The sequence below is a fragment of the Mesorhizobium sp. M0771 genome, assembly GCF_040320155.1.
Lineage (GTDB): Bacteria > Pseudomonadota > Alphaproteobacteria > Rhizobiales > Rhizobiaceae > Mesorhizobium.
Genome location: NZ_JAMYPC010000001.1, coordinates 91,205 through 112,210, shown reverse-complemented (window position 1 = coordinate 112,210; position 21,006 = coordinate 91,205). Strand labels below are relative to the sequence as shown.

Here is a 21,006-nt window from a genome sequence, read left to right as displayed (position 1 = left end):
CCTCTAAGTCGGGTAATTGATTCGCTTTTTTGATGCGAATCATGCGAGAGGCGCTTGACCTTCTGGCAGAATGACGGAATCAGGACGATTCGAAACCTTAACCCGTGCCGGCGTCGATGGAAATGCACTGACGCGAGGTGCTGATCACTGGACAGGCTGTCAGCCTGCCACAGATATCAGGGTTAATCTGGACTTAATGCATATCGCCCAAAAGTGAAAACCGGTTTTGGGGGCACGATATGAACAAACAAAAGAGTTGATTCGGTTACCGGCCCGGTTAAGCGCCACCAGCGCATGTAGTTTGACCGGTGCGGCAGCTACGCGGCTTCGATGCTCGGCCGCTAGGAGAAGATAAAGACTATGGCGACAAAGGAAAAGGAAGAGGTCGAGACCGAACGTGAAGGCGCCACCGATGGGCCTCTGCTCGACCTTTCCGATGATGCTGTCAAGAAGATGATCAAGGCCGCAAAGAAGCGCGGCTATGTGACTCTCGACGAGCTGAACGCGGTGCTGCCGTCGGAAGAGACCGATCCGGACCGCATCGAAGACATCAATGCGATGCTGTCCGACATGGGCATCAACGTGGTCGAGGACGACGATCAGAGCGAGGAGCCCGAGGCCGCCGACAGCAATGCCGACGCCGAGGAAGACGCCAACGAACTGGCCGAGCAGACCGGCACCGCCGTCGCGGCCACGACCACCAAGAAAGAGCCGACCGACCGCACCGATGACCCGGTGCGCATGTATCTGCGCGAGATGGGCTCGGTCGAGCTCCTGTCGCGCGAGGGCGAAATCGCGATCGCCAAGCGCATCGAGGCCGGCCGCGAGACGATGATCGCGGGCCTCTGCGAAAGCCCGCTGACCTTCCAGGCCATCATCATCTGGCGTGACGAGCTCAACGAATCCAAGATCCTGCTGCGCGAGATCATCGACCTCGAAGCCACCTATGCGGGCCCCGAAGCCAAGCAGGCGCCGGTGGTCGAGCGCATCGAGGAGGCGCCCAAGGCCGAGGACAAGCCGAGGCGTGGACGCGACGAGGAAGACGACATCACCAATGTCGGCGCCGACACGCGCGGCCTGGTCGACGACGACGAGGAAGACGAGGACGAGGCGAGCCTGTCGCTGGCCGCGATGGAAGCGGAACTGCGCCCGCAGGTGATGGAGACGCTCGACGTCATCGCCGACACCTACAAGAAGCTGCGCAAGCTGCAGGACCAGCAGGTCGAGAACCGTCTGGCCGCGACCGGCACGCTGTCGCCCAGCCAGGACCGCCGCCTGAAGGAGCTGAAGGACCAGCTGATCAAGGCGGTGAAGTCGCTGTCGCTCAACACGGCGCGCATCGAGGCGCTGGTCGAGCAGCTTTACGACATCAACAAGCGCCTGGTGCAGAACGAAGGCAAGCTGCTGCGCCTAGCCGAAAGCTATGGCGTGCGCCGCGAGGAGTTCCTCAAGGAATATCAGGGCTCCGAGCTCGACCCGAACTGGACGCGCTCGATCGGCAACCTGACCTCGCGCGGCTGGAAGGAATTCACCAAGAACGAGAAGGACGCGATCAAGGATCTGCGTTCGGAAATCCAGAACCTCGCCACCGAGACGGCGATCTCGATCCTGGAATTCCGCAAGATCGTCAACCAGGTGCAGAAGGGCGAGCGCGAAGCCGCTATCGCCAAGAAGGAAATGGTCGAGGCCAACCTGCGCCTCGTCATTTCCATCGCCAAGAAATACACCAATCGCGGCCTGCAGTTCCTTGACCTGATCCAGGAAGGCAATATCGGCTTGATGAAGGCGGTCGACAAATTCGAATACCGCCGCGGCTACAAGTTCTCGACCTATGCGACATGGTGGATCCGGCAGGCGATCACGCGTTCGATTGCCGACCAGGCGCGCACCATCCGCATCCCGGTGCACATGATCGAAACGATCAACAAGATCGTGCGCACGTCGCGCCAGATGCTGCATGAAATCGGCCGCGAGCCGACGCCGGAGGAACTGGCAGAAAAGCTCGCAATGCCGCTCGAAAAAGTGCGCAAGGTCTTGAAGATCGCCAAGGAGCCGATCTCGCTCGAAACCCCTGTGGGTGACGAAGAGGATTCGCATCTGGGCGATTTCATCGAGGACAAGATGGCGATCCTGCCGATCGATGCGGCGATCCAAGCCAATCTGCGCGAGACCACCACGCGGGTGCTCGCCTCGCTGACGCCGCGCGAGGAGCGGGTGCTGCGCATGCGCTTCGGCATCGGCATGAACACCGACCACACGCTGGAAGAAGTCGGCCAGCAGTTCTCGGTGACGCGCGAGCGTATCCGCCAGATCGAAGCCAAGGCGCTGCGCAAGCTCAAGCACCCGAGCCGGAGCCGCAAGCTGAGGAGCTTCCTCGACAGCTGATACCGGCAACAGACCAGCATTCGAAAAGGGCGCCGATGGCGCCCTTTTTGTTGCCGGGTGAAGGCTCTTGTCGCCCATCTCCGTCGGGAGGATACTTGCCTGGTCGGATGCATGTTCTGGGCGAAAAACCGGATGTCCGCCCCGGCTGATGTCCTCAGCCGTGCTCCGTGGCGCCGGAGGGAGGTGTGTGATGACAACCTACATCCTGCTGATGAACTGGACGGAACAGGGCGCCAGAAATATCCGAGAGTCGCCGAAGCGGCTCGATGCCGCCAAGAAGCAACTGGCCGACATGGGCGGCTCGTTCAAGGCGTTTTACCTGACTATGGGCGAATATGACATGGTGGCGATTATCGAGGCGCCCGACGATGCTGTGCTTGCTCGTTTCGCCCTGATGCTGGCAACGGGTGGCAGCGTCAAGACGCGAACGCTCAAGGCTTTCCCGGAATTTGCCTATCGCGAGATCGTCACTTCGCTTGGATAGCGCTGGGCGCGGGTCCGTGCGGCTCGGCGTCATATTGCGGGGCCGTGCCGTCAAGGCGATAGTCGCGTTATGTCCAAGCCTGCGCTGACCGTCTGGTACAACACACGCTGCCCGGTTTGCGATGGCGGGATCACCCGGCAGAAACGGCGGCTGATCGAGGCGATCAAGGCCGGGCGGATCGAATTCCGCGACATCAACCTCGAACCGGCGGCGCTCTCTGGCTACAGCGCCTCGCTGGAGGACATACGCCGCCGGCTGCATGCCACCGATGCCGAAGGCAGGCTGCTGGTCGGCGCCGATGTCGCGGTTGCCGTCTGGCGGGCGACGCCGGGCGAGGGCTGGCTGGCGACGCTCTTCGGCAATCCGGTCGCGCTGCCGCTGACGCGGTTCGCGTACAATCGCTTCGCCGATCTTCTCTATGCCTGGAACCGGCGCAAGGGCCGCTGGTAGCGAGGCAAGGCCCGAAGATATCTGCGGGCCTTACCGTCATGGGCGTTACCGGGACGCCGGCTCGCAAAGCCAGCCGACAATGCGGCGCACCGCCGGCAGCACCATGAGCAACGTTGGGAACGCTACCAGCCAGGACAGGCCCCAGGCAGTGAGCCAGACAGCCGGCAAATCAGGTTGCAGTCCAAGGCTTTTCAGCGTCGATATGAACGAGACGATCAAGGTCATCAGCAGCGACAGCACCAGCGGGCTGACGATCGCGGCATAGCGCGCCGGCAGCTTGCCGCGCTTACGGTTCGTGGTCATTTTTGGATTTTCCTGAAACATCCGGTCCGTCGCATTTGGCATCCATTGCGCCGGGTTTCCGGCGGAACTGCCCGGAAAGACCGGGGTGGATGCGTTGCTTGACGTCAGACGCTTACGGAGAGGTTTTGGCCCTCACGCGCTTTCTAGCTGCCGGCGGCGGCGAAATCAACCTTCTGGCGCCGCCTTTAGATACATCGTAAGATATATCTTGACTCGTCGGCGGGGCAAGCCTAATTAAGATGTATCGTAAGATATAACTCAAGGAGCAATTCATGCACAGACATCATCCCTTTGGCGAGCGCGCCGAGCGCGCATTCCTGCACATGGCAGGCAAATTTGGTGGCAGACGGGGCAGCGGCTTTGGTCCGTTCGGCCACGGCGGACGTGGCGGTGGACGCGGCGGCCCGGGCGACATGTTTCGCGCCGGGCGCATGCTGGCCGACGGCGATCTCAAGCTGATCACGCTGTCGCTGCTGGCCGAGGCGCCTCGCCACGGCTACGACATCATCAAGGCGCTGGAAGAGCGCACCAGCGGCATCTACAGCCCGAGCCCGGGCGTCGTCTATCCGACGCTGACCTTCCTGGAAGAGGCCGGCTATGCGGCTTCAGCCGCCGACGGCAACAAGAAGGTGTTTTCGATCACCGAGGCGGGCCAGGCGCATCTCGCCGAGAACCGCGAGATGATCGACGGCGTGCTGGAGCATCTCGAGCGCTTCGGCCGCAAGATGGCGAAAGCGCGGGACTGGTTCGGCTGGAACGACGACGGCGAGGAAGGCGGACGGCGTGGTGGACGGGGTCGCTCGGAAGCCCGCGAGGAGTTCCGCGCCGTGCGTCACCGGCTGCGTGCCGCGCTCGGCGATCTCGTCGACGCGTCGGCTGAAAAGCAGGCCGAGGCGATTGCAGTCCTGGAAGCCGCCGCTGAAGCCCTGGAAGCGCTATCGCGCGGTTGACCCCTGGCGAGAACGCTTGCCCGTTCGACTGAGGAACGGTACTGAAAATCATCCTGCACCGCGAGACGTGGTGCAGGATGATTGCCGTTGGAGGAAGCCCCATGTCTTTTCTGAAGCGTCTTTTCGGTGGTGGCGGTGAGGGGGGCGAGCCCAAGAGCGCAGCACCGGCAAAGCAGGTTGAGCACAAGGGATTTTTGATCAGTGCCACGCCCTACAAGGCGGAGGGGGGCCAATACCAGACCTGCGGCGTGGTTTCGAAGGAAGTCGACGGCGTGATGAAGGAACACAAATTCATCCGCGCCGATCGCTTTGCCGGACTGGGCGACGCCGTCGACATCTCGATCAAGAAGGGCATGCAACTGGTCGACGAGCAAGGCGAGAGGATGTTCGGGTAGCCTACAGCCTCGGATCGATTGGCTCGCTCTCCAGCGCCAGGACGCCGAAAACACACTCGTGAACACGTCGCAGCGGTTCCTTGGCGACAAACCGCTTCAGTGCCTCGTGACCGAGCGCGAACTCTCTGAGCGCCAGGCTGCGCTTGCCACCCAAGCCTCGTTCGCGCAGGCGCACGAGATTGTCCGGCGCATCGTATTCGGGGCCATAGATAATGCGAAGATACTCCTGGCCGCGCACTTTCAGCGCCGGTTGCATGAGCCCCTTCTTGTTTCGGCTGACGAAGTCGTGCGGCTTCACTACCATCCCTTCGCCGCCTGAGTCGGTCAGCGTCTCCCACCAGGCGACGGCCTCCGCACAAGAACCGGCATCGGCCAGGTCAACCATCCGCCATTGCGTTCGCGTTACCACGCCGCCCCCGGCAGCCAGACGGTCCGCAAGCGTCATGTGCCAAACGTGGTTCTGGTCGTACCAGACGCATCCCTCACTTGCCAGCAGGTGGAACGGCGCGACCTTCAGGTCGTCGACGCCCGAGACCGGCCACACGTAAGGCGCCCAGGCAGTGGCGTATCTGGCGGCACGCGCGGCGCGGTCCTCAATGCGAGCCTTGAGCGCGGCCGTATCCACGCCGCGTGCCATCGCACGGGCCAGCGCTTCGCGGCTGGCCTGGAGCCCAGCGGCCGCAGACGTTGCCACTGGGGCGTACTGGCTTTCAATCAGGCTGCTTGCCTTGGCCGACCATGGCATGATCTCGGTGTCCAGCAGCAACCAGTCGCTGTTCAATTCCTGCCATAGATCCGCAGCGTCGACGCTGGCGCGCAGGCGATTGAGCAGGCGCTCCGTCATGCCGCTGTCGCTGAAAAAGGAGCGTCCGGTCCGGGTCCAGATCGCGCCTGTCTCGTCGCCAGATACCCCGAACCGGTCGCGCGCCGTCTGCGCGTTTCGGCACAGAGCGATGACTGCCCGCGAACCCATGTGCTTCTCTTCGCACAGGATTTGGGTGACGCCACGCTCGCGGAAATGACTGAGAGCTTCCTCGGGGCGTTCCAGCCAGCCGGCTTGGCTGCTGGTCTCGGATGGCGACATTGTCGGCGGCAGATATACCAGCCACTGCGGCGACAGCGCGAAGCGGCTCATCACCTCAAGTGCCGCCGACGCGTTCTCCTCGGCCACGACAACCCTGCCTTTCAGTTCGGTCTCGATCCAGCGTCGCCCAGAGACATCCTGATAGTCGAGCACGCCGTCGGCATCGGCCTGTGCCGATTTGCCAAGGCCCGGTCCGCCGAGGGGACGCACGGGTTCGGACCAGGTCTCGACTGCCGGCACGTCGACCAGTTCGCGTTCCGGCCAGCGCAAGGCAGTCAGCTTGCCGCCGAACACGCAGCCGGTGTCGATGCAAAGCGTGTTGTTGACCCACTCCGCCAACAGCACCGGCGTGTGCCCGTATACTACGCTGGTTTTGCCCCGATAGGCGGCTGCCCAGTCGGCACGGACGGGCAGGCCAAATTCGTCGATTTCGCCCGTGGTTTCGCCATAGAGGGCGAACTCGCGCACCGCGCCGGAACCGCGCCCGATCATCTCTTCCTTGAGTCCGGCATGTGCCACGGCGAGGCGTCCGCCGTCCAGCCAGACGTGGCTGCGCAGGCTGTCGAGGAAGGCCGGCAAAGCCTCTCGCAGGCCGCGATCCTGAGCGTCCAACTGGTCGATGGTTTGCTGCAGGCCGTGGGCGATCGTGACCTTGCGGCCTTCCAGCCAGCGGCTGAGTTTGCGTTCGTGATTGCCCTGGACACAGTAGGCGGTTCCCGCCGCGACCATGCTCATGGCGATGCGCAAGACGTCGGGCACGTTGGGACCACGATCGACGAGGTCGCCGACAAAGACGATCTTGCGGCCTTCTGGCGGCGTTACAGTGACGGTCCGATCACCATGGCCGTCGGACCAGGCGATGCTGTAACCGAGCTGACAGAACAAGGTCTGAAGTTCGTCGGCGCAACCATGGACATCACCTATGACGTCGAAAGGACCGCAATCGTCGCGCTTGTCGGTCCATAATGGCTGACGCGAGACCTTGGCCGCGTCGATACTGGCCTCGCCGGTGAGCTTCCAGACCTGACGGAAACCTTCGCGTTGCAGGCCGCCGAGGCCCTTGCGAATTTCGTTCGTCATGCGCTGGGCAACGCCGGCGCCGAAGGGACGATCGGCTCGTAGCGCGTTGCGGGCGACGCAAACATCAACACCCGGATCGATGACCACGGCGACCGGCAAAGCGTGCCATTTGCGCGCCAGCTCGACCCACGCCTTGCGATCAGCGGGTCGCACATTGGTCGCGTCGATGACGGCCAGCTTTCGATGCTTGAGCCGTTTGCCGGCGATTTCGCGCACCAAATCAAAAGCGTCGGCCGAGACATCCTGATCAGTCTCGTTGTCGCTGACGAACGCGCGGCAGCGATCCGACGAGATGATTTCGGTCGGCAGGAAGTGCCTGGCGGCGAAGGTCGACTTGCCCGATCCCGTCGACCCGATCAGCACGACGAGGGCGAAGTCAGGGATGGTGAGGTCGGTCTTGTCTGGCTCTCTCATCGGGTGAACACCGCCATCTGCGTCGGCGCGCCGAGCACGGGGTCCACGGCTCCGATGCCACTTAAGGCGGCGCTATAGCCATAGATCTCGCCGATCCTGGCCGCCCAGGCTTCAAACCGAACCCGGCCCCATTCGAAACGGTGATCCGGATGGCGAAAAGCGCCGGCGGCCAGACTGGGGAACAAGGGGTTGTAGTCAGCGTTCGGCGTAGTCACGATCACGAATTTTGGCGCTGTCTCGCCGAAGATAATACGCTCGATCATTGGCAGCCGGTCTTCGTCGAGATGTTCGATGACCTCGACCAGCACCGCGACGTCGGCTTCCGCCCATCGGCTGTCGCGATATGTCAGCGATCCGTGCAGCAGCGTGACCCGGTCTTCAGGCGGTCCCCCGAACTCGTTCAGTTTGAGACGCTTGGCGGCCCATTCCAGTTCACGAATAGCGGGGTCGAGCCCGAACAGCTTGTGGACCCATTTTTCGCGCACGAGCCGATAGAGCAGCTTGCCTTCGCCACACCCCAAATCTGCAACACTGGTCCCTCCGGTCGCCCGAATGGCTTGCACCACGGCGTCCATGCGCAGGTCGTTCAGCCGGATGGGCGCCTCCAGCGCTTGCTCAGGTGCAGCCCAGGCCTCGGGGGGTAGGACCTCATTGGCCGTCTCCGGAGCCAGCCGCTCCAGGGCGATGCGGGCCAACGCACCTCGGTTGCGCAGATAACGGCGCACGATCAGGTCTTTGGCTGGGTGGTTTTCCAGCCAGCCCTCGCCCTTGGACAGCAGCTTGTCAATCTCGGCCTCGCCCACCCAGTAGTGCTTGGTGTCGTCCATCACCGGGATCAGGACATAAAGGTGGTTGAGCAGGCTGCTTAGGCGGCCGGTGCCAGTCAGCCTCAGATGACCGTATCGTGGTCCACCCGCGCCAGATCCGACAGTTTCGACCGGCGCCAGGTTGACGGTCCATCCCAGCGGTTCGAATAGATCTCGAACCAGGGCCTCGCCGCCACGCATCGGCAGCGGGGTCACCACAGCTTCGAGCGGGAGGTCGCTATCGGCCAGTTGCTGGCGCTCCTTCGAGATGCCGGTCATCGCTGTCCGCAGTACCTTGTTCAAAGCCACAGACAGAAATGACGATGCCGTATAAGGTCGGTCGTTTACATATTGATCCAGCAAGCCCTCTGCCTGGCCTTTGCCCCGAACGAGCCCTATCGGATCGACATCGAGCAGAAGCACAGCCTCACAACGCTCATCGGTCGCCTCCGGATAGAACAGCCAGGCCTTGCCGAAGGATAGGTCAGTCTCGTGCAGACGTTCGGGATGCTTGTGCAGCAAGAAGCCGAGATCTGTGGCTGGATGATGGGTTGTCGCGACGGAAAGGAACATCAGCGACCGATAACGCAGACAGGCCGAATAACCAATGGCGTTGCGCGGCAATCTAGTAACGCGATAGATCCGTTTTCGACACGCAACCTATCGCGCCGCCTGACAAGGAAAAAGGCAGGCGCCGAAGCGCCTGCCTTTTCAATGCGAATGACGGGGTGTGCTTACGCGGCGATTTGCGCGCTCGCGGTCTTGGCCACCACGGCATCGACCTTGGCCGTCGCATTGGCGAGCGCGGCGGTGACGGCATCAGGGCCCATGCCGACGCCTTCGATGCGGATGACGTCGACATCGGTCATGCCGAGAAAGCCGAGCACGCCGCGCAGATAGGGGATGGCGTGATCGAACTGCACGGCCGCACCTTCGGAATAGATGCCGCCCGAGGCGAGTACGATATAGACCTTCTTGCCGGTGACGAGGCCCTTGGGACCACCCTCGCCATAAGAGAAGCTCTTGCCGGAGCGGGAGATGTGATCGACCCAGGACTTCAGGGTCGAGGAGATGTTGAAGTTGATGAAGCCGGTGGCCAGGATCACGGTGTCGGCTGCGAACAGTTCGTCAAGCACGATGTCGGAGACGCCGACGACTTCGGCCTGGCGCGGCGTGCGGGCTTCAACGGGGGTGTAGATGCCGGTCGCATAATCGGTGTCGATATGCGGCAGCGGGTTGGCCACGAGGTCGCGTACGACGAGCGTATTCGACGGGTCGGCGGCGACGAGCTTTTCAGCGAATTCGGTAGCGATACGGGTCGAGTGCGAGGCAGCGCCGCGCGGGCTCGAGGTTACAAGCAGGATAGACATAGCGGTTCTCTCCAGTGGGAATTGATTTCTCCCGCCTGATATGGGCCTACCGACCCATTCAAAAAACTGGTATATTTTCTATACGATCCATCCATAAAGTAGGTATGCCGTGCAGCCCAATCCGACGCTCGACCAATTGCAGATCCTGGTTGCGGTCGCCGACACCGGCAGCTTCTCAGCCGCCGGCCGCAAGCTTAACCGCGCGCAGTCCGTCATCAGCTACGGCATCGCCAATCTTGAAGCGCAGCTTGGCCTGAAACTGTTCGAGCGCGAGGGCACGCGCGAGCCGCAGCTGACCGAAATCGGCCGGGCGATGCTGGAGGACGCCCGGCGCATGGTCGGCGTGCTGCAGCGCATCCGTTCGCGTGCCGACGGTCACCATCAGGGGCTGGAGGCTGAAGTTGCGCTATCGGTTGACGCGGCGCTGCCCTCGCCGGTGCTGGTGCGGGTGCTGAAGGCGTTCGAGGCGCAGTTCCCGACCGTGATGATGCGACTGCATATCGGCACGCTCGGTCTGATCCCCGACCATGTCGTCAGCGGACAGTCGGATCTTGGCATCGGTGGCTTGCTGGGCGAGGTCGACGTGCATCTCGTGCGCATCGGCTTCATGTCGATCGTGCTGGCTGCCGCCCCCACCCACCCTCTGGCACTGCTGCCGAAACCGGTGGCGCTCGAGGATGCGCGAGAGCACACCCAGCTGGTTGTCAGCGACCAGTCGGAACGCACCAAGGGACGCGACTTCGGCGTCTTTGCCTATCGTACATGGCGGCTGACAGATGTGCGTATCAAGCATACGTTGATGCGCGAGGGGCTGGGCTGGGGCGGGTTGCCGCGCTGGCTGATCGCGGACGATTTGGCCAGCGGCAGGCTGGTCGAACTCGACCTTGAACCCTTTAGCGAGGTGCGCTCATCGCTCTATGCCATGCACCGCGCCGACCGCAGCCCGAAACCGGCGGCGGCCTGGCTGATCGACCAGTTCAAACGCCAGCTCGGCTGCTTCAACGAGTTCGACCCGGACGACCTGCCTGAGGATGAGCCGGAGACAGCCCATCGATCAGAGCCATGAGCACGGCGCGATAGTCTTCGGCCGAGGCGCCGGCCTCGACGGCAAGTGCTGCGCGGTCGAAGGCAGCGGCGAGCAAAGCGGTCAGCGCATCGGCCGGCAGTCTGGTCATCGACTGTTCGCGCATTGCCGCAACCAGGCCTTCGCGCAGCGACCGGTTGCCGTGGCGATTGTCGATCGCATCCATGGCGGCGCGGCCAAGCACGGCCGGCCCGTCGAGCAGCAAAAGCCGCGTGCGGCCGGGCGCGCGCATGGCGGCGAGATAGGCGTCCGAGCCGGCAATCAGCGCATTGCGGGCAAACAAAGAAGGCGGCGAGGCGCGCTCGATCTCTTGCGCCACCGCCGCCGCCTCCTGCTCGACCACGGCGGCAAACAGCGCCTGCTTGTCGGCAAAGTGGTGATAGAGCGCGCCGCGGGTGACGCCGGCGGCCGCAACGATCTCCGGCGTGCCGGTCTCGGCATAGGACTTTTCGATGAACAGTTTGCGCGCCGCAGCGATCAGGTCGGCGCGCGTCGCTTCGGTGCGGTCGCGGTTGGAGCGGCGCGGGGTTTCTCGTTGCATACATGCAGCCTGTATGTTATTTCGAATTACATGCAAACTGTATGTTGGCTAACGGGAGAAAGAAAGATGAAGACGACGAGCTATTATCCGGTGCTGATGACGGGCGACGTAGCCGGCACAAAAGCCTTCTATATCAATCACTTCCGCTTCAAGCCGCTGTTTGCGAGCAACTGGTATGTGCATCTGCAGTCTGCCGAGGATCGCCGGGTCAATCTCGGTATCGTCCAGGGCGACCACGAGACGATCCCCGAGGGGGGGCGCGGCCGCACATCGGGGCTGCTGATCAATTTCGAGGTGAGGGATCCTGATGCTGTCTATGAACGGATCGTTGCGGCCGGCCTACCGATCCTGTGCCCGCTGCGCGACGAGCCCTTCGGCCAGCGCCATTTCATCACCAGGGATCCCAATGGCGTGCTGATCGACGTCATCAAGCCGATCCCGCTCAGCCCGGAATTTCAGGCGCAATTCGCGGCGGGCGCGGCGGGCGCCTGAACAATGGCAGCAAATGTCGGCAGCGGCTCCGGCCGCTGTGGCCGGACCCGCACCATGCGGTCTATGTTGGTGATGTTGAAGCTGGGCCTGCCGCATGCGTGACATCTGCCTTGTTCGTGCGCCATCCAATCTCGGCCTTCGGCCCTTGGAGCCGGGCCATGTGCCCGGCACCTGGCGTGCGCCGCAGGCGCTGAGCGAAGCTGGTTTGATCGAGTCGCTGGCGCCGGGGCGGGTGGTCGATCTCGACAGACCCGCCTACAGTACCGAACCGCAACCGGGCACTAGGCTGCGTAATGGTCCGGCGATCCGCTGCTTCAACCTCGATCTTGCCGAGATCGTCACCGGTGCGCTTGGGCAAGGCGAGTTCCCGCTGATCATCGGCGGCGACTGCTCGATCCTGCTTGGCGCACTGGTCGCCGCGCGGCGCTCGGGCGCGGTCGCCCTGGTCCATGTCGATGGCCACAGCGATTTCCGCCATCCCGGCAACTACGATGTCAATGCCTCACTCGGCTCGGTTGCCGGCATGGATCTGGCACTTGCCACCGGACGCGGCGAGGCTTTGCTGGCGCAATGGCCAGGTGTTGTCGGTCCGCTCGTCGCCGACGAGGCGGTGGTTCAGATCGGCGAACGCGAGAGCCGCGATGCCGATTTTGCCTGGCCCGACATCAATGCGACCGCCGTGACGCGCATCGACGTCTTTGCCGCGCAGGAACTCGGCGCGGCTGGAGTGTTGCAAAAGACAAGAGCGACGCTGGCGCGCGCCGGCTGTCCCTACTGGCTGCATCTCGACGTCGATGTGCTCGACCAGACGGTGATGCCGGCGGTGGATTCGCCCGGCAGCCCCGGCATCGACCCCGATGAACTCGTTGCCATTCTGTCGGCGCTGGCAGCGGACCAGCGCTGCACCGGCTTGGACATGACGATCTACGATCCCGACCTCGACCCGACTGGTGACCTTGCGCGACTGCTGGTGTCGCTGCTCGGGCGGGTGCTCTAGCCTCGATAAAGGCTCAGCTCGCCCTTGCTACCGGCGTCACCGTCACCTGGCTGACGCCGGTGCGGCGCACCACTGTGCACAGCGTCTCGCGGCCGATGCGTTCGGCGTCGAGCATGCGCACGAGGTCGTCGACGCCGGTGACCGGGCGACCGTCTATCGCCGCGATGATGTCGCCTTCCCTGAGGCCGGCCTTCGCCGCGGGTCCGTCTTTCTCGACGCTGCGCAGCCGCACCGCAGTACTGGTGGTCACCTGCGACAGGAGCGCTGCGCGGCGCGGCAAACTGGTGGTGTCGGCCGAGATGCCGATGAAGGCGCGCCGCACGCGGCCGAAGCGGATGATCTCCGAAATGACGAAGTTGGCGGTGTTGGAAGCGACCGCGAAGGCGATGCCTTGCGCGCCGTGGATCATGGCGGTGTTGACGCCGATGACTTCGCCTGCCGACGACACCAGCGGTCCGCCGGAATTGCCGGGATTGAGCGCGGCATCGGTCTGGACGACATCGTCGATCAGCCGCCCGGTCGAGGCGCGCATCGAACGGCCAAGTGCGGAGACCACGCCTGACGTTACGGTCCATTCGAAGCCGAGCGGATTGCCGATGGCAATGGCGATCTGGCCGCGCCGCAGCCGCTTGGAATCGCCGAGCGGCGCGACTTCGGTGAAGCTGCCATCGGCGCGCACCAGCGCGATGTCGGTGTCAGGGTCGCGGCCTAGCACGCGGCCTTCGCTGGAGGCGCCGTCGGGCATAGAGACGCGCACCGTTTTGGCATCGCCAACGACATGGAAATTGGTAACGACCAGCCCGTCCGGCGCGATGACGAAGCCGGAGCCATGGCCACCTTGGCCACCGACGCGCTCGATGCGGCAGACGGCTGGGCCGATGCGGTCGACGGCGTCGGCGACTGTCGTCGAATAGGCGTCGAGCAGTGTGTCGTCGGTTTCGAATTTGTGGGCGGCGAGGGCCATTGGCGGGGCTCCGTGTTTTCAGGCGCGATGATGACTATATGTGCGGAGCGGCTCGAACTGCCGCGACCTGACCAGATGGCCAGTCACACCAGTAACTAGCCGTCAGACGAGTACCTCCGGGCGCACTGCCGAGCGATATCTGGGGCATGAGAAAACCCAGGAGATCATCATGAGTGACTTCAACCTTAATGCATTTTCCGACGCCATCGCCGATCTCGCCGCCAAGGCTGCGCCGGCAACGGCAAGTTTCACCACCCATCACCATCGCACCGCCAGCGCCTTCCACTGGCGTGACGGCTATTTCGTCACCGCCGAGGAAGCTGTCGAGGCCGGTGAGGAGATCGAATTGACATTGGCTTCGGGCGACGCGGTGAAGGCCGAACTGGTCGGTCGCGATCCGTCGACCGGCGTAGCGCTTCTGAAGCCGGCCGGCGCTGCCGCAGCGCCTGCGCTGGCCAAGGCTGACGCGGTACGGCCCGGCAATCTTGCCATCGCCATCGGCAGTAGTCAGGGTTCGGCGCTGGCCGTATCGGGTTCGGTCGGCGAGGTCGGCCCCGCCTGGCGCTCGATGCGCGGCGGCAGCATCGATCGGCGCATCAATCTCGCCGTCAATGCCGGCGGCCGTTTCGAGGGCGGGCCGGTGCTTGACGCCAAGGGCGCGCTGATCGGCATGCTGCTGTTTGGGCCACGTGGTCGTGCGCTGGTCATGCCTTATGAGACGATCGAGCGGGCCGTGGCGACGCTGCGTGAAAAGGGCCATGTCGCGCGCGGCTATCTCGGCGCCGGCCTGCACCCGATCCGTGACGGCGCGGCGCGCGGCGCCATCGTCATGAGCCTCGACGACAATGGTCCGGCCAAGGCCGCCGGCCTTGCGCTGGGCGACATCATCGTGGCGTGGAATGGCGAGGCCGTGCACGGCCCGCGCGAACTGATCCGAAAGCTTGGGCCGGATAGCGCGGGCGCCGCGGTGACGCTCGGCGTGGTGCGCGGCGGCGAGCAGCGCGACGTCGCGCTGACCGTCGGTGAAAAACCGCTGAGCTGAGAGGGGCGATGGAAAGCGACACGCTGACAAGGCCGGAGGCGGGTGGGCCGGAGGTGGGTGGGCCGGAGGTGGCGGGCGGCGGACGCCAGCTCGTGGTGCTGATCGCGCTGCACGATGCCGCGCGTGCCGAGCGCCTGTCGGCTTCGCTTGCCATGGCGGACGATCTGCTTCCGGTCGTGGCCGGCAGCGGGATTGCCGACGTCGCTGTCGTCGATGACGCTGTTGCGAACAGTCCGGCCTGGCTCGATCGGGCCGATGGTGGCAACAGCGCAATCCCACGGGTGCTGCTATCCGCGAGCGCTGGCCGGCCGGAAAACCGGGTGCTTGCCGTGCTGCCTTTGGCGTCGGATGCGAATCTGATCGCGGCTGCCGTCAGACTGGCGGCGGCCGGCTACCGGGTGTCCAGGGATGGGCGTTCGACGCCCGCTCGCCACGACGATTTCGATGCCGCCGCCAACGGCGGAAGCCATAGCGGGCTGTTCGGCGAGGAGCCGTTGGACGATGGCGCTACCGCCCGTCCGGCGCTGTCGCCGCGCGAGGCCGAAGTGCTGGCGCTGCTGGCCGAAGGCGCACCCAACAAGGTGATCGCGCGGCGGCTGAACATCTCCGTGCACACGGCAAAGTTCCACGTCGCCGCGATCCTGATCAAGCTGGGTGCTGCGAACCGCACGGATGCCATCGCGATCGCGATGCGGCAGGGCCTGGTGCTGGTCTAACCCCCTTTTCCGTTTGAGCCTACGTTGCGTAACCCGTTGCAGGCTGCCGAGGCCTTGCGCAGTGCATTGCCGCCGCGCAATGGTTCGCGTCAGTGATGTAGCAAGGGAGGTGCCAAGACATGTCGCTCAAGGGAAAGACGCTGTTCATCTCCGGCGGGTCGCGCGGCATCGGTCTTTCGATCGCGCTGCGAGCTGCGCGCGACGGCGCCAATGTGACGGTCGCGGCCAAGACCGCCGAGCCGCATCCGAAGCTGCCGGGCACGATCTACTCGGCAGCTGAGGAGATCGAGCAGGCCGGCGGCAAGGCGCTGCCTGTTTTGTGCGACATCCGCGAGGAGGCGCAGGTGGCTGAGGCGGTTGCCAAGACCGTCGAAAAGTTCGGCGGCATCGATATCTGCGTCAACAATGCCAGCGCCATCCAGCTCACCGGCACGCTGGAGACGGACATGAAGCGCTACGATCTGATGCACCAGATCAACACGCGCGGCACCTTCCTGGTGTCGAAAATGTGCATTCCGCACCTGAAGTTGGCAAGCAATCCTCACATCTTGAATCTGGCGCCGCCGCTCGACATGAAGGCCAAATGGTTCAAGAACCATGTCGCCTACACCATGGCCAAGTTCGGCATGTCGATGTGCACGCTGGGGATGAGCGCCGAGTTTGCCAAGGACGGCATCGCGGTCAATTCGCTGTGGCCGATCTCGACCATCGACACGGCTGCGGTGCGCAATCTGCTCGGCGGCGCGACGGTGGCGGCGATGAGCCGCTTACCCGACATCATGGCCGATGCCGCACACGCCATCTTCCTGCGGCCATCGCGCGAGACATCAGGCAATTTCTACATCGATGAAGAGGTGCTGCGGGCCGAGGGCGTGACCGATTTCGCGGTCTATGCGCCGGGCGCGACCGGGCCGCTGGCCGGCGACTTTTTCGTGCCGGACGCGGTATTTGCCAATTCGCCGACGAACGTCAAAAGCATCTACTGACGGAAATCACGGGCCGACGGCGCTGCTTCCTCATCCACCTGCCGGCGTTTTTCGAAAAACCAAGCAATTGGCTTTTCGCCCGCTGTGCGGACCAGCCTCACCTCCCCATGAACGGGGAGAAAGGGGCTCATCACTCCTCGCCCTTCTTGCCTTTGCTCAGTCCCATCAGCCGGTCGATATAGGCCAGCATCAGCGCCGAGACGACGAAAGCGAGGTGGATGATGGTCAGCCACATCAGCTGGTCGATCGTATAGGAAGACGAATTCAGGAACACCTGCAACAGGTGGATCGAGGAAATAGCGACGATGGTCGAGGCGACCTTGACCTTCAGCGAACCGACATCGATCGTACCCAGCCAGTGCACACCGCCATCCTGGTCGTCGAAGCGGCTGACGAAATTCTCGTAGCCGGAGATGATCACCATCACCACCAGCGAGGCGACAAGTGCGGCGTCGATGAGGCCGAGCATCTTCAGGATGGTGTCGGTGTCGTCGAGTGTGAAGGCGACCATGACGAACTCGTAGAGTTTTTTGCCGAAGGACAGCGCATAGACGGCGAGCGCTAGGGCCAGCCCGATGTAGAAAACCACCAGCAGCCAGCGTGAGGCGAGGATGATCGATTCGATGGCGAGTTCGAGACGTTTCATGCAGCGGTTCCGGTCAGCTTTCTGAGGTCGACTGGGGTATTTCGATCAGCTTGCCGCAGTTTGCAAGGCAAATTGCGACGCAAAAAAACCCCGCCGGGAGGGCCGGCGGGGTTCAATGCATCCCGCTGGAGTCGGGACGGGGCAGGGAACGCCCAGGCTTGAATCTGGGGAGGGCGGCCGCTCTATTCAATGAGCCGGTTCTAATACCAGTACAATTCTTGCTGAACCGGGATTGCTGTCCGCAGCTCGACCCATCCCGATCTGCCGGGATGGGTCCTTGTTGTCGATCTGATTCCAGAAAGCTGCTCAAGCCATTGGAAAGCAGATCAATTGTTACTCGCCACCGGTGCCACCAGCGAGGTGATGCGACGGATGCCGACACGGCGGTTCTCGCGGTTGGGCGCCGTGGTGTTGACCTTCAGGTATTCCTCGCCATAGCCCTGAGTGGTCAGGTTTTCCGGCGGGATCCCGAAGGCATTGGTCAGCGCTTCGGCGACAGACTCAGCGCGCCGGTCGGACAGAGCAAGGTTTGCTTCCGGCGTGCCAACCGCATCGGTGTGGCCTTCGATCAGGAAGGTTTCGGCCGGGTTCTTCTTCAACAGTTTCTCCATGGCCGTGGCGACGCCTTCCAGTTTCTGCACTTCGGTGTCGGATATCGAGGCCGAGCCGAACTCGAAGTTCAATGTATCGAGGTCGACGCGACGGGCAATGTCGCGCACGCGCGCCGAACGCTTCACTTCGTCGATGGAATAGAGGCGCTGGACCTTCTCCACCGGCGGTTGTTCGAGGAACTCGTAATAATCGTCCGGGCTTTCGACATCTTCCGAATCGAGGATGTACTCGCGGCGCGGGATGGTGAGCCGCATCGGCGGCAGGTCGTCACCGGGATCGCGCCAGTCATTGTCGTCGTCATAGCTGCGCTCGTCGACATAGCTCAGCACATATTCGTGCCCATCCGGCGTGATGCGCGATCGCCTGATGACGTCGCCATTGCGGTTGCGGATGGTGACGATCTGGATGCCATTGTCGCGCTCGACGATTTCCCGAGAGCGATCGCCCGACAGTTCCTCATAGTAAACATTCCTGGCGCCGCGGTGCATGCGCGGAGCGTCATTGCTTTCCACGATCGTCTGGTTGTTGAACTGCAGGATGACGCGGTCGCCGAGTTCCTTGACGACGTCGACGCCTTTCGGACGCCGGCGGTCGCGGACGTTCTCATCGGGTGCACGCTCGACGCGTTTGCCTTTTTCCTCCGTCACCGGGGCGATCTTTTCTGGCTGAATTGCCTGCTGAGCTGACTTGTCGTCGGTGGGCGGCGGTCCCTGGTCGACCGGAGCCGGCTTCGGGGCTTGCGCCTCGGTGCCGCCCTGCGCGGGCTGCTCGCCCGTCTGGCCGCCAGCATTCTGGCCGTTCCCATTTTGGCCGTTCCCATTTTGGCCGTCGCCATTCTGGCTGTTGCCGCCCTGGTCCTTGCGGTGCTTGCGCCTGGCATCCTTCTGGCTGTCCAGGATGGGTGCTTCGTCGGGGTTGGCCGTGGCTTCGCCTTGCGCCGGCGTCTCACGTTGCGCGGGCTGCTCGGCATTGGCCGGTTGCTCCGCAGGCTGTGGTTCACCGGTCGCAGGCTGCTGTTCGCCCGTCACCGGCTGTTCGCCGACAGTTTTTTTGCCGTGCTTTTTCGCCTGATCCTTCGGCTGTTCACCTTCGGCGGGAGCCGCTTGCTGATCGGCCGGGGGCTGAATCGGCTCGGCCTGCGGCGCGGGCTCTTCGGCAGGCGCAACTTTGACGTCTGGCGCTTTGTCGGCAGGCGCGGCCTCGATCTGCTGATCCTGCTTGCGCTTTTTCTTGCCCGACTTGTTGTCGTTTGCCGGCGCCACCTGTTCGGTGGGCGCTGCCTGCTCGGCAGGCTGCTGGGCCGGCTGTTCAGCGGGCGCCGCTTCGATCTGCTGTTGGTCGCGCTTCTTCTTGCGTGGCTTTAGCGGCTGTTCTTCATTTGCCGGAGCTACCTGTTCGGCCGGTTGTTCAGCCGGTGCTGCCTCGATCTGCTGCTGGTCACGCTTCTTCTTGCGTGGCTTGAGCGGCTGCTCATCGGTCGCCGGCGCTGCCTGGGCGCCGCCCTCATCCGCAGGCGCCGCCTCGATCTGCTGCTGTTGATTGCGCTTCTTTTTGCGCGGCTGCTGTTCCTCGGCGGCAGGTGCGGCCTGTTCGGCCGGGGCCTGCTCGGTCTGCTGCTGATCCCGCTTCTTCCTGCGCGGCTGTTGTTCCTCGGCGGCAGGGGCGGGTTGCTCTGCAGCCGGTGCAGGCTGCTCGGCGGCCGGCGCTGCCTGTTCGGCCTGCTGGCGTTTCTTTTTGCGCGGCAGTTCCTGGTCGGTCTGCTGACCATCTGCAGCAGGGTCGTCCTGGACCAGGATCAGTGGCGCGGCCGTGTGCTGCAAGGGGCCGAAAACGGCGTTGCCCTGCAACGGGGATGCGCCCAACGGCGCGGATGCCATAAGCAGGCCAAGTGCCGTACCTGCCAGTACCCGTGGTTGGCGTTTCATCTTAAATTCTCCTTGTGGGGTCCCATCCCTGCCCAAACTGTCCTTGACCGGATTGGTTCCGGTTTGCAGGCATTACCCGCACCCAAGGACGATTGACCGGCGTTTTGAAGGCAACTTCATGTTTTTCCTATGGTGCGGCCGGAACTTGAAGTCACACAACAGCTTGACCTTGCCGCATGCGGAGGCCACATCTCGACCCATAATGGAAACGCCGTTCTGGAAGACCAAGACGCTGGAAGCGATGACGCCCACCGAGTGGGAATCGCTGTGCGACGGCTGCGGAAAATGCTGCCTGTCTAAACTCGAGGACGAGGATACCGGCGAGATCTACTGGACATCAGTCGGCTGCCGGCTGTTCGATGGGCAAAGCTGCCGCTGTTCGGACTATGCCAACCGGCTGGCGCGCGTGCCGGACTGTGTCGGGCTGACGCCGCAGAATGTGCGCACCATCACGTGGCTGCCGAAAACCTGTGCCTACCGGCTGGTTGCCGAGGGGCACGACCTCTATTGGTGGCACAGGCTGGTGTCGGGAAGTGCCGAGACCGTTCATGATGCCGGCATCTCCATGCGCGGCCGCGTCCGCGCCAGTGAGACCGATCTGGCCGAGCCGGACGACTATTTCGACTATATGCTCGATGACGAGCCCTGAGCATTCTGGAACGGACGCTGCCATAGGGCGTTCTGCGCCATTGGACGTTTTTGACGGTCAGGGTCGTTTGCAGCGGTGGAAGGGGCGGTTGCTTTCAACCTGTCGGGCAGATTAACCGAAAATGAACGGCCGGTTCGCGAAGAGTTCAGATTGCAAGGAGCATTCTCCCCCCATCGGTTCGACCAAGACGGGCGCAAGCCCTCAACAAGGAGAGAAGACAATGTTCAACTCATTCAAGACGGCAGCCCTTTCGGGTCTCGTAGCTCTCGGCACGCTTGCCGCAGTGCCCGCCCAGGCGGACTCGATCTATCTCGGCTTCGGCAACAACCATGACCGCCGCGTCGGCGTCTACACCGGCGACGATGAGGACGGCTTTCGCCGTGACCGCAATTGGCGCCGCTGCTCGCCGGATCGCGCCCTCGACAAGGCCGAGCGCATGGGCCTGCACCGCGTCCGCATCGTCGATGTCAATCGCCGCGTGGTGAAGGTCGCCGGCCGCCAGTATGGCGATCGCGTAGTGGTCGTGTTCGCCAATGAGCGCGGCTGCCCGGTTATCTATCGCTAAGAGAACCAGACTGATCTTCTGCGAAGATCAGTCTGGGATACGACCTTCTGCGAAGGTCGATCCGGA

At 63.4% G+C, this 21,006-nt stretch carries 21 protein-coding genes; 13 read left to right on the top strand and 8 right to left on the bottom strand.

From position 1 onward, the window contains the following. The first annotated feature begins 360 nt into the window (after nucleotides 1-360). The 3 genes from rpoD to NKI05_RS00475 all read left to right on the top strand — a co-directional run bounded on the left by rpoD (nucleotide 361) and on the right by NKI05_RS00475 (nucleotide 3,319). Entirely contained in the window at nucleotides 361-2,385 is a 2,025-nt protein-coding gene (rpoD, locus tag NKI05_RS00485) for an RNA polymerase sigma factor RpoD (protein ID WP_023672446.1), read from the top strand. Nucleotides 2,386-2,575: 190 nt separating this feature from the next. After that, nucleotides 2,576-2,869 (top strand): GYD domain-containing protein, encoded by a 294-nt coding sequence (locus NKI05_RS00480; RefSeq protein ID WP_023672447.1) that lies wholly within the window; start codon nucleotides 2,576-2,578, stop codon nucleotides 2,867-2,869. Nucleotides 2,870-2,938: 69 nt separating this feature from the next. Further along, complete coding sequence (locus tag NKI05_RS00475) at nucleotides 2,939-3,319, top strand: thiol-disulfide oxidoreductase DCC family protein (protein WP_023683796.1); 381 nt, start codon at nucleotides 2,939-2,941, stop codon at nucleotides 3,317-3,319. Between the two features lie 45 nt (nucleotides 3,320-3,364). On the opposite strand, the gene NKI05_RS00470 is transcribed toward NKI05_RS00475, so the two are convergent. After that, entirely contained in the window at nucleotides 3,365-3,622 is a 258-nt protein-coding gene (locus NKI05_RS00470; RefSeq protein WP_023815029.1) for a DUF2798 domain-containing protein, read from the bottom strand. Between the two features lie 272 nt (nucleotides 3,623-3,894). Here NKI05_RS00470 and NKI05_RS00465 point away from each other — a divergent pair, with 272 nt between their 5' ends. Together NKI05_RS00465 and NKI05_RS00460 are read left to right on the top strand one after the other, a co-directional pair. Continuing rightward, nucleotides 3,895-4,572: a PadR family transcriptional regulator gene (locus NKI05_RS00465; RefSeq protein WP_023815030.1), complete on the top strand. Its 678-nt coding sequence runs from the start codon at nucleotides 3,895-3,897 to the stop codon at nucleotides 4,570-4,572. 101 nt (nucleotides 4,573-4,673) lie between these two features. Continuing rightward, nucleotides 4,674-4,967: an HlyU family transcriptional regulator gene (locus tag NKI05_RS00460; RefSeq protein ID WP_023701148.1), complete on the top strand. Its 294-nt coding sequence runs from the start codon at nucleotides 4,674-4,676 to the stop codon at nucleotides 4,965-4,967. 1 nt (nucleotide 4,968) lies between these two features. Here NKI05_RS00460 and NKI05_RS00455 read toward each other — a convergent pair whose 3' ends face one another. The 3 genes from NKI05_RS00455 to NKI05_RS00445 form a co-directional block, all read right to left on the bottom strand. Next, nucleotides 4,969-7,545, bottom strand: coding sequence for a polynucleotide kinase-phosphatase (locus NKI05_RS00455; RefSeq protein WP_023733291.1), 2,577 nt, complete (start codon nucleotides 7,543-7,545; stop codon nucleotides 4,969-4,971). Next, nucleotides 7,542-8,975, bottom strand: coding sequence for a 3' terminal RNA ribose 2'-O-methyltransferase Hen1 (locus NKI05_RS00450; RefSeq protein ID WP_245260775.1), 1,434 nt, complete (start codon nucleotides 8,973-8,975; stop codon nucleotides 7,542-7,544). Before NKI05_RS00450 ends, NKI05_RS00455 begins: the two co-directional genes overlap by 4 nt. 110 nt (nucleotides 8,976-9,085) lie before the next feature. Next, entirely contained in the window at nucleotides 9,086-9,721 is a 636-nt protein-coding gene (locus NKI05_RS00445; protein WP_023672454.1) for an FMN-dependent NADH-azoreductase, read from the bottom strand. A gap of 109 nt (nucleotides 9,722-9,830) precedes the next feature. On the opposite strand from NKI05_RS00445, the gene NKI05_RS00440 reads away from it, so the two are divergent. Next, nucleotides 9,831-10,787, top strand: a complete 957-nt coding sequence (locus NKI05_RS00440) for a LysR family transcriptional regulator (RefSeq protein ID WP_023683802.1) — start codon at nucleotides 9,831-9,833, stop codon at nucleotides 10,785-10,787. Here NKI05_RS00440 and NKI05_RS00435 read toward each other — a convergent pair. After that, nucleotides 10,720-11,346 (bottom strand): TetR/AcrR family transcriptional regulator, encoded by a 627-nt coding sequence (locus NKI05_RS00435; RefSeq protein WP_023672456.1) that lies wholly within the window; start codon nucleotides 11,344-11,346, stop codon nucleotides 10,720-10,722. The two genes, NKI05_RS00440 and NKI05_RS00435, sit on opposite strands and share 68 nt — an antisense overlap. Nucleotides 11,347-11,412: 66 nt before the next feature. Between NKI05_RS00435 and NKI05_RS00430 the strand changes: the two genes are divergently transcribed. Further along, nucleotides 11,413-11,838 carry a VOC family protein gene (locus NKI05_RS00430; RefSeq protein ID WP_023672457.1) on the top strand — a complete coding sequence of 142 codons (426 nt, stop codon included), beginning with the start codon at nucleotides 11,413-11,415 and terminating at the stop codon, nucleotides 11,836-11,838. A 94-nt stretch (nucleotides 11,839-11,932) separates the two neighbouring features. Next, nucleotides 11,933-12,835, top strand: coding sequence for an arginase family protein (locus tag NKI05_RS00425; RefSeq protein ID WP_023697088.1), 903 nt, complete (start codon nucleotides 11,933-11,935; stop codon nucleotides 12,833-12,835). Nucleotides 12,836-12,848: 13 nt separating this feature from the next. On the opposite strand, the gene NKI05_RS00420 is transcribed toward NKI05_RS00425, so the two are convergent. Next, on the bottom strand, nucleotides 12,849-13,799 hold the full coding sequence (locus NKI05_RS00420) for a S1C family serine protease (protein ID WP_023689759.1): 951 nt from the start codon (nucleotides 13,797-13,799) through the stop codon (nucleotides 12,849-12,851). A 169-nt stretch (nucleotides 13,800-13,968) separates the two neighbouring features. Here NKI05_RS00420 and NKI05_RS00415 point away from each other — a divergent pair, with 169 nt between their 5' ends. From NKI05_RS00415 to NKI05_RS00405, 3 genes are all read left to right on the top strand, one after another. Further along, on the top strand, nucleotides 13,969-14,841 hold the full coding sequence (locus NKI05_RS00415; protein WP_023815032.1) for a S1C family serine protease: 873 nt from the start codon (nucleotides 13,969-13,971) through the stop codon (nucleotides 14,839-14,841). 8 nt (nucleotides 14,842-14,849) lie between these two features. Next, complete coding sequence (locus NKI05_RS00410; RefSeq protein WP_155929572.1) at nucleotides 14,850-15,557, top strand: helix-turn-helix transcriptional regulator; 708 nt, start codon at nucleotides 14,850-14,852, stop codon at nucleotides 15,555-15,557. A 119-nt stretch (nucleotides 15,558-15,676) separates the two neighbouring features. Next, nucleotides 15,677-16,543 (top strand): SDR family oxidoreductase, encoded by an 867-nt coding sequence (locus NKI05_RS00405; protein ID WP_023697090.1) that lies wholly within the window; start codon nucleotides 15,677-15,679, stop codon nucleotides 16,541-16,543. Nucleotides 16,544-16,673: 130 nt separating this feature from the next. Here NKI05_RS00405 and NKI05_RS00400 read toward each other — a convergent pair whose 3' ends face one another. Together NKI05_RS00400 and NKI05_RS00395 are read right to left on the bottom strand one after the other, a co-directional pair. Beyond that, on the bottom strand, nucleotides 16,674-17,189 hold the full coding sequence (locus NKI05_RS00400) for a TIGR00645 family protein (protein WP_023672463.1): 516 nt from the start codon (nucleotides 17,187-17,189) through the stop codon (nucleotides 16,674-16,676). A gap of 326 nt (nucleotides 17,190-17,515) precedes the next feature. Beyond that, the gene (locus tag NKI05_RS00395; protein ID WP_023697091.1) at nucleotides 17,516-19,726 is read right to left on the bottom strand and encodes an OmpA family protein; all 2,211 of its coding nucleotides are present in this window, start codon (nucleotides 19,724-19,726) and stop codon (nucleotides 17,516-17,518) included. 202 nt (nucleotides 19,727-19,928) lie between these two features. On the opposite strand from NKI05_RS00395, the gene NKI05_RS00390 reads away from it, so the two are divergent. Together NKI05_RS00390 and NKI05_RS00385 are read left to right on the top strand one after the other, a co-directional pair. Further along, complete coding sequence (locus tag NKI05_RS00390) at nucleotides 19,929-20,375, top strand: YcgN family cysteine cluster protein (protein ID WP_023672465.1); 447 nt, start codon at nucleotides 19,929-19,931, stop codon at nucleotides 20,373-20,375. 220 nt (nucleotides 20,376-20,595) lie between these two features. Beyond that, entirely contained in the window at nucleotides 20,596-20,940 is a 345-nt protein-coding gene (locus tag NKI05_RS00385; RefSeq protein ID WP_023672466.1) for a hypothetical protein, read from the top strand. Nucleotides 20,941-21,006 lie beyond the last annotated feature (66 nt).

Coding starts and splice junctions, on each gene's coding strand:
- NKI05_RS00425 (WP_023697088.1), top strand. CDS start 11,933: ATGCGTGACATCTGCCTTGTTCGTGCGCCATCCAATCTCGGCCTTCGG.
- NKI05_RS00430 (WP_023672457.1), top strand. CDS start 11,413: ATGAAGACGACGAGCTATTATCCGGTGCTGATGACGGGCGACGTAGCC.
- NKI05_RS00385 (WP_023672466.1), top strand. CDS start 20,596: ATGTTCAACTCATTCAAGACGGCAGCCCTTTCGGGTCTCGTAGCTCTC.
- NKI05_RS00390 (WP_023672465.1), top strand. CDS start 19,929: ATGGAAACGCCGTTCTGGAAGACCAAGACGCTGGAAGCGATGACGCCC.
- NKI05_RS00480 (WP_023672447.1), top strand. CDS start 2,576: ATGACAACCTACATCCTGCTGATGAACTGGACGGAACAGGGCGCCAGA.
- NKI05_RS00395 (WP_023697091.1), bottom strand. CDS start 19,726: ATGAAACGCCAACCACGGGTACTGGCAGGTACGGCACTTGGCCTGCTT.
- NKI05_RS00420 (WP_023689759.1), bottom strand. CDS start 13,799: ATGGCCCTCGCCGCCCACAAATTCGAAACCGACGACACACTGCTCGAC.
- NKI05_RS00435 (WP_023672456.1), bottom strand. CDS start 11,346: ATGCAACGAGAAACCCCGCGCCGCTCCAACCGCGACCGCACCGAAGCG.
- NKI05_RS00455 (WP_023733291.1), bottom strand. CDS start 7,545: ATGAGAGAGCCAGACAAGACCGACCTCACCATCCCTGACTTCGCCCTC.
- NKI05_RS00465 (WP_023815030.1), top strand. CDS start 3,895: ATGCACAGACATCATCCCTTTGGCGAGCGCGCCGAGCGCGCATTCCTG.
- NKI05_RS00460 (WP_023701148.1), top strand. CDS start 4,674: ATGTCTTTTCTGAAGCGTCTTTTCGGTGGTGGCGGTGAGGGGGGCGAG.
- NKI05_RS00405 (WP_023697090.1), top strand. CDS start 15,677: ATGTCGCTCAAGGGAAAGACGCTGTTCATCTCCGGCGGGTCGCGCGGC.
- NKI05_RS00410 (WP_155929572.1), top strand. CDS start 14,850: ATGGAAAGCGACACGCTGACAAGGCCGGAGGCGGGTGGGCCGGAGGTG.
- NKI05_RS00400 (WP_023672463.1), bottom strand. CDS start 17,189: ATGAAACGTCTCGAACTCGCCATCGAATCGATCATCCTCGCCTCACGC.
- NKI05_RS00470 (WP_023815029.1), bottom strand. CDS start 3,622: ATGACCACGAACCGTAAGCGCGGCAAGCTGCCGGCGCGCTATGCCGCG.
- NKI05_RS00445 (WP_023672454.1), bottom strand. CDS start 9,721: ATGTCTATCCTGCTTGTAACCTCGAGCCCGCGCGGCGCTGCCTCGCAC.
- NKI05_RS00475 (WP_023683796.1), top strand. CDS start 2,939: ATGTCCAAGCCTGCGCTGACCGTCTGGTACAACACACGCTGCCCGGTT.
- rpoD (WP_023672446.1), top strand. CDS start 361: ATGGCGACAAAGGAAAAGGAAGAGGTCGAGACCGAACGTGAAGGCGCC.
- NKI05_RS00415 (WP_023815032.1), top strand. CDS start 13,969: ATGAGTGACTTCAACCTTAATGCATTTTCCGACGCCATCGCCGATCTC.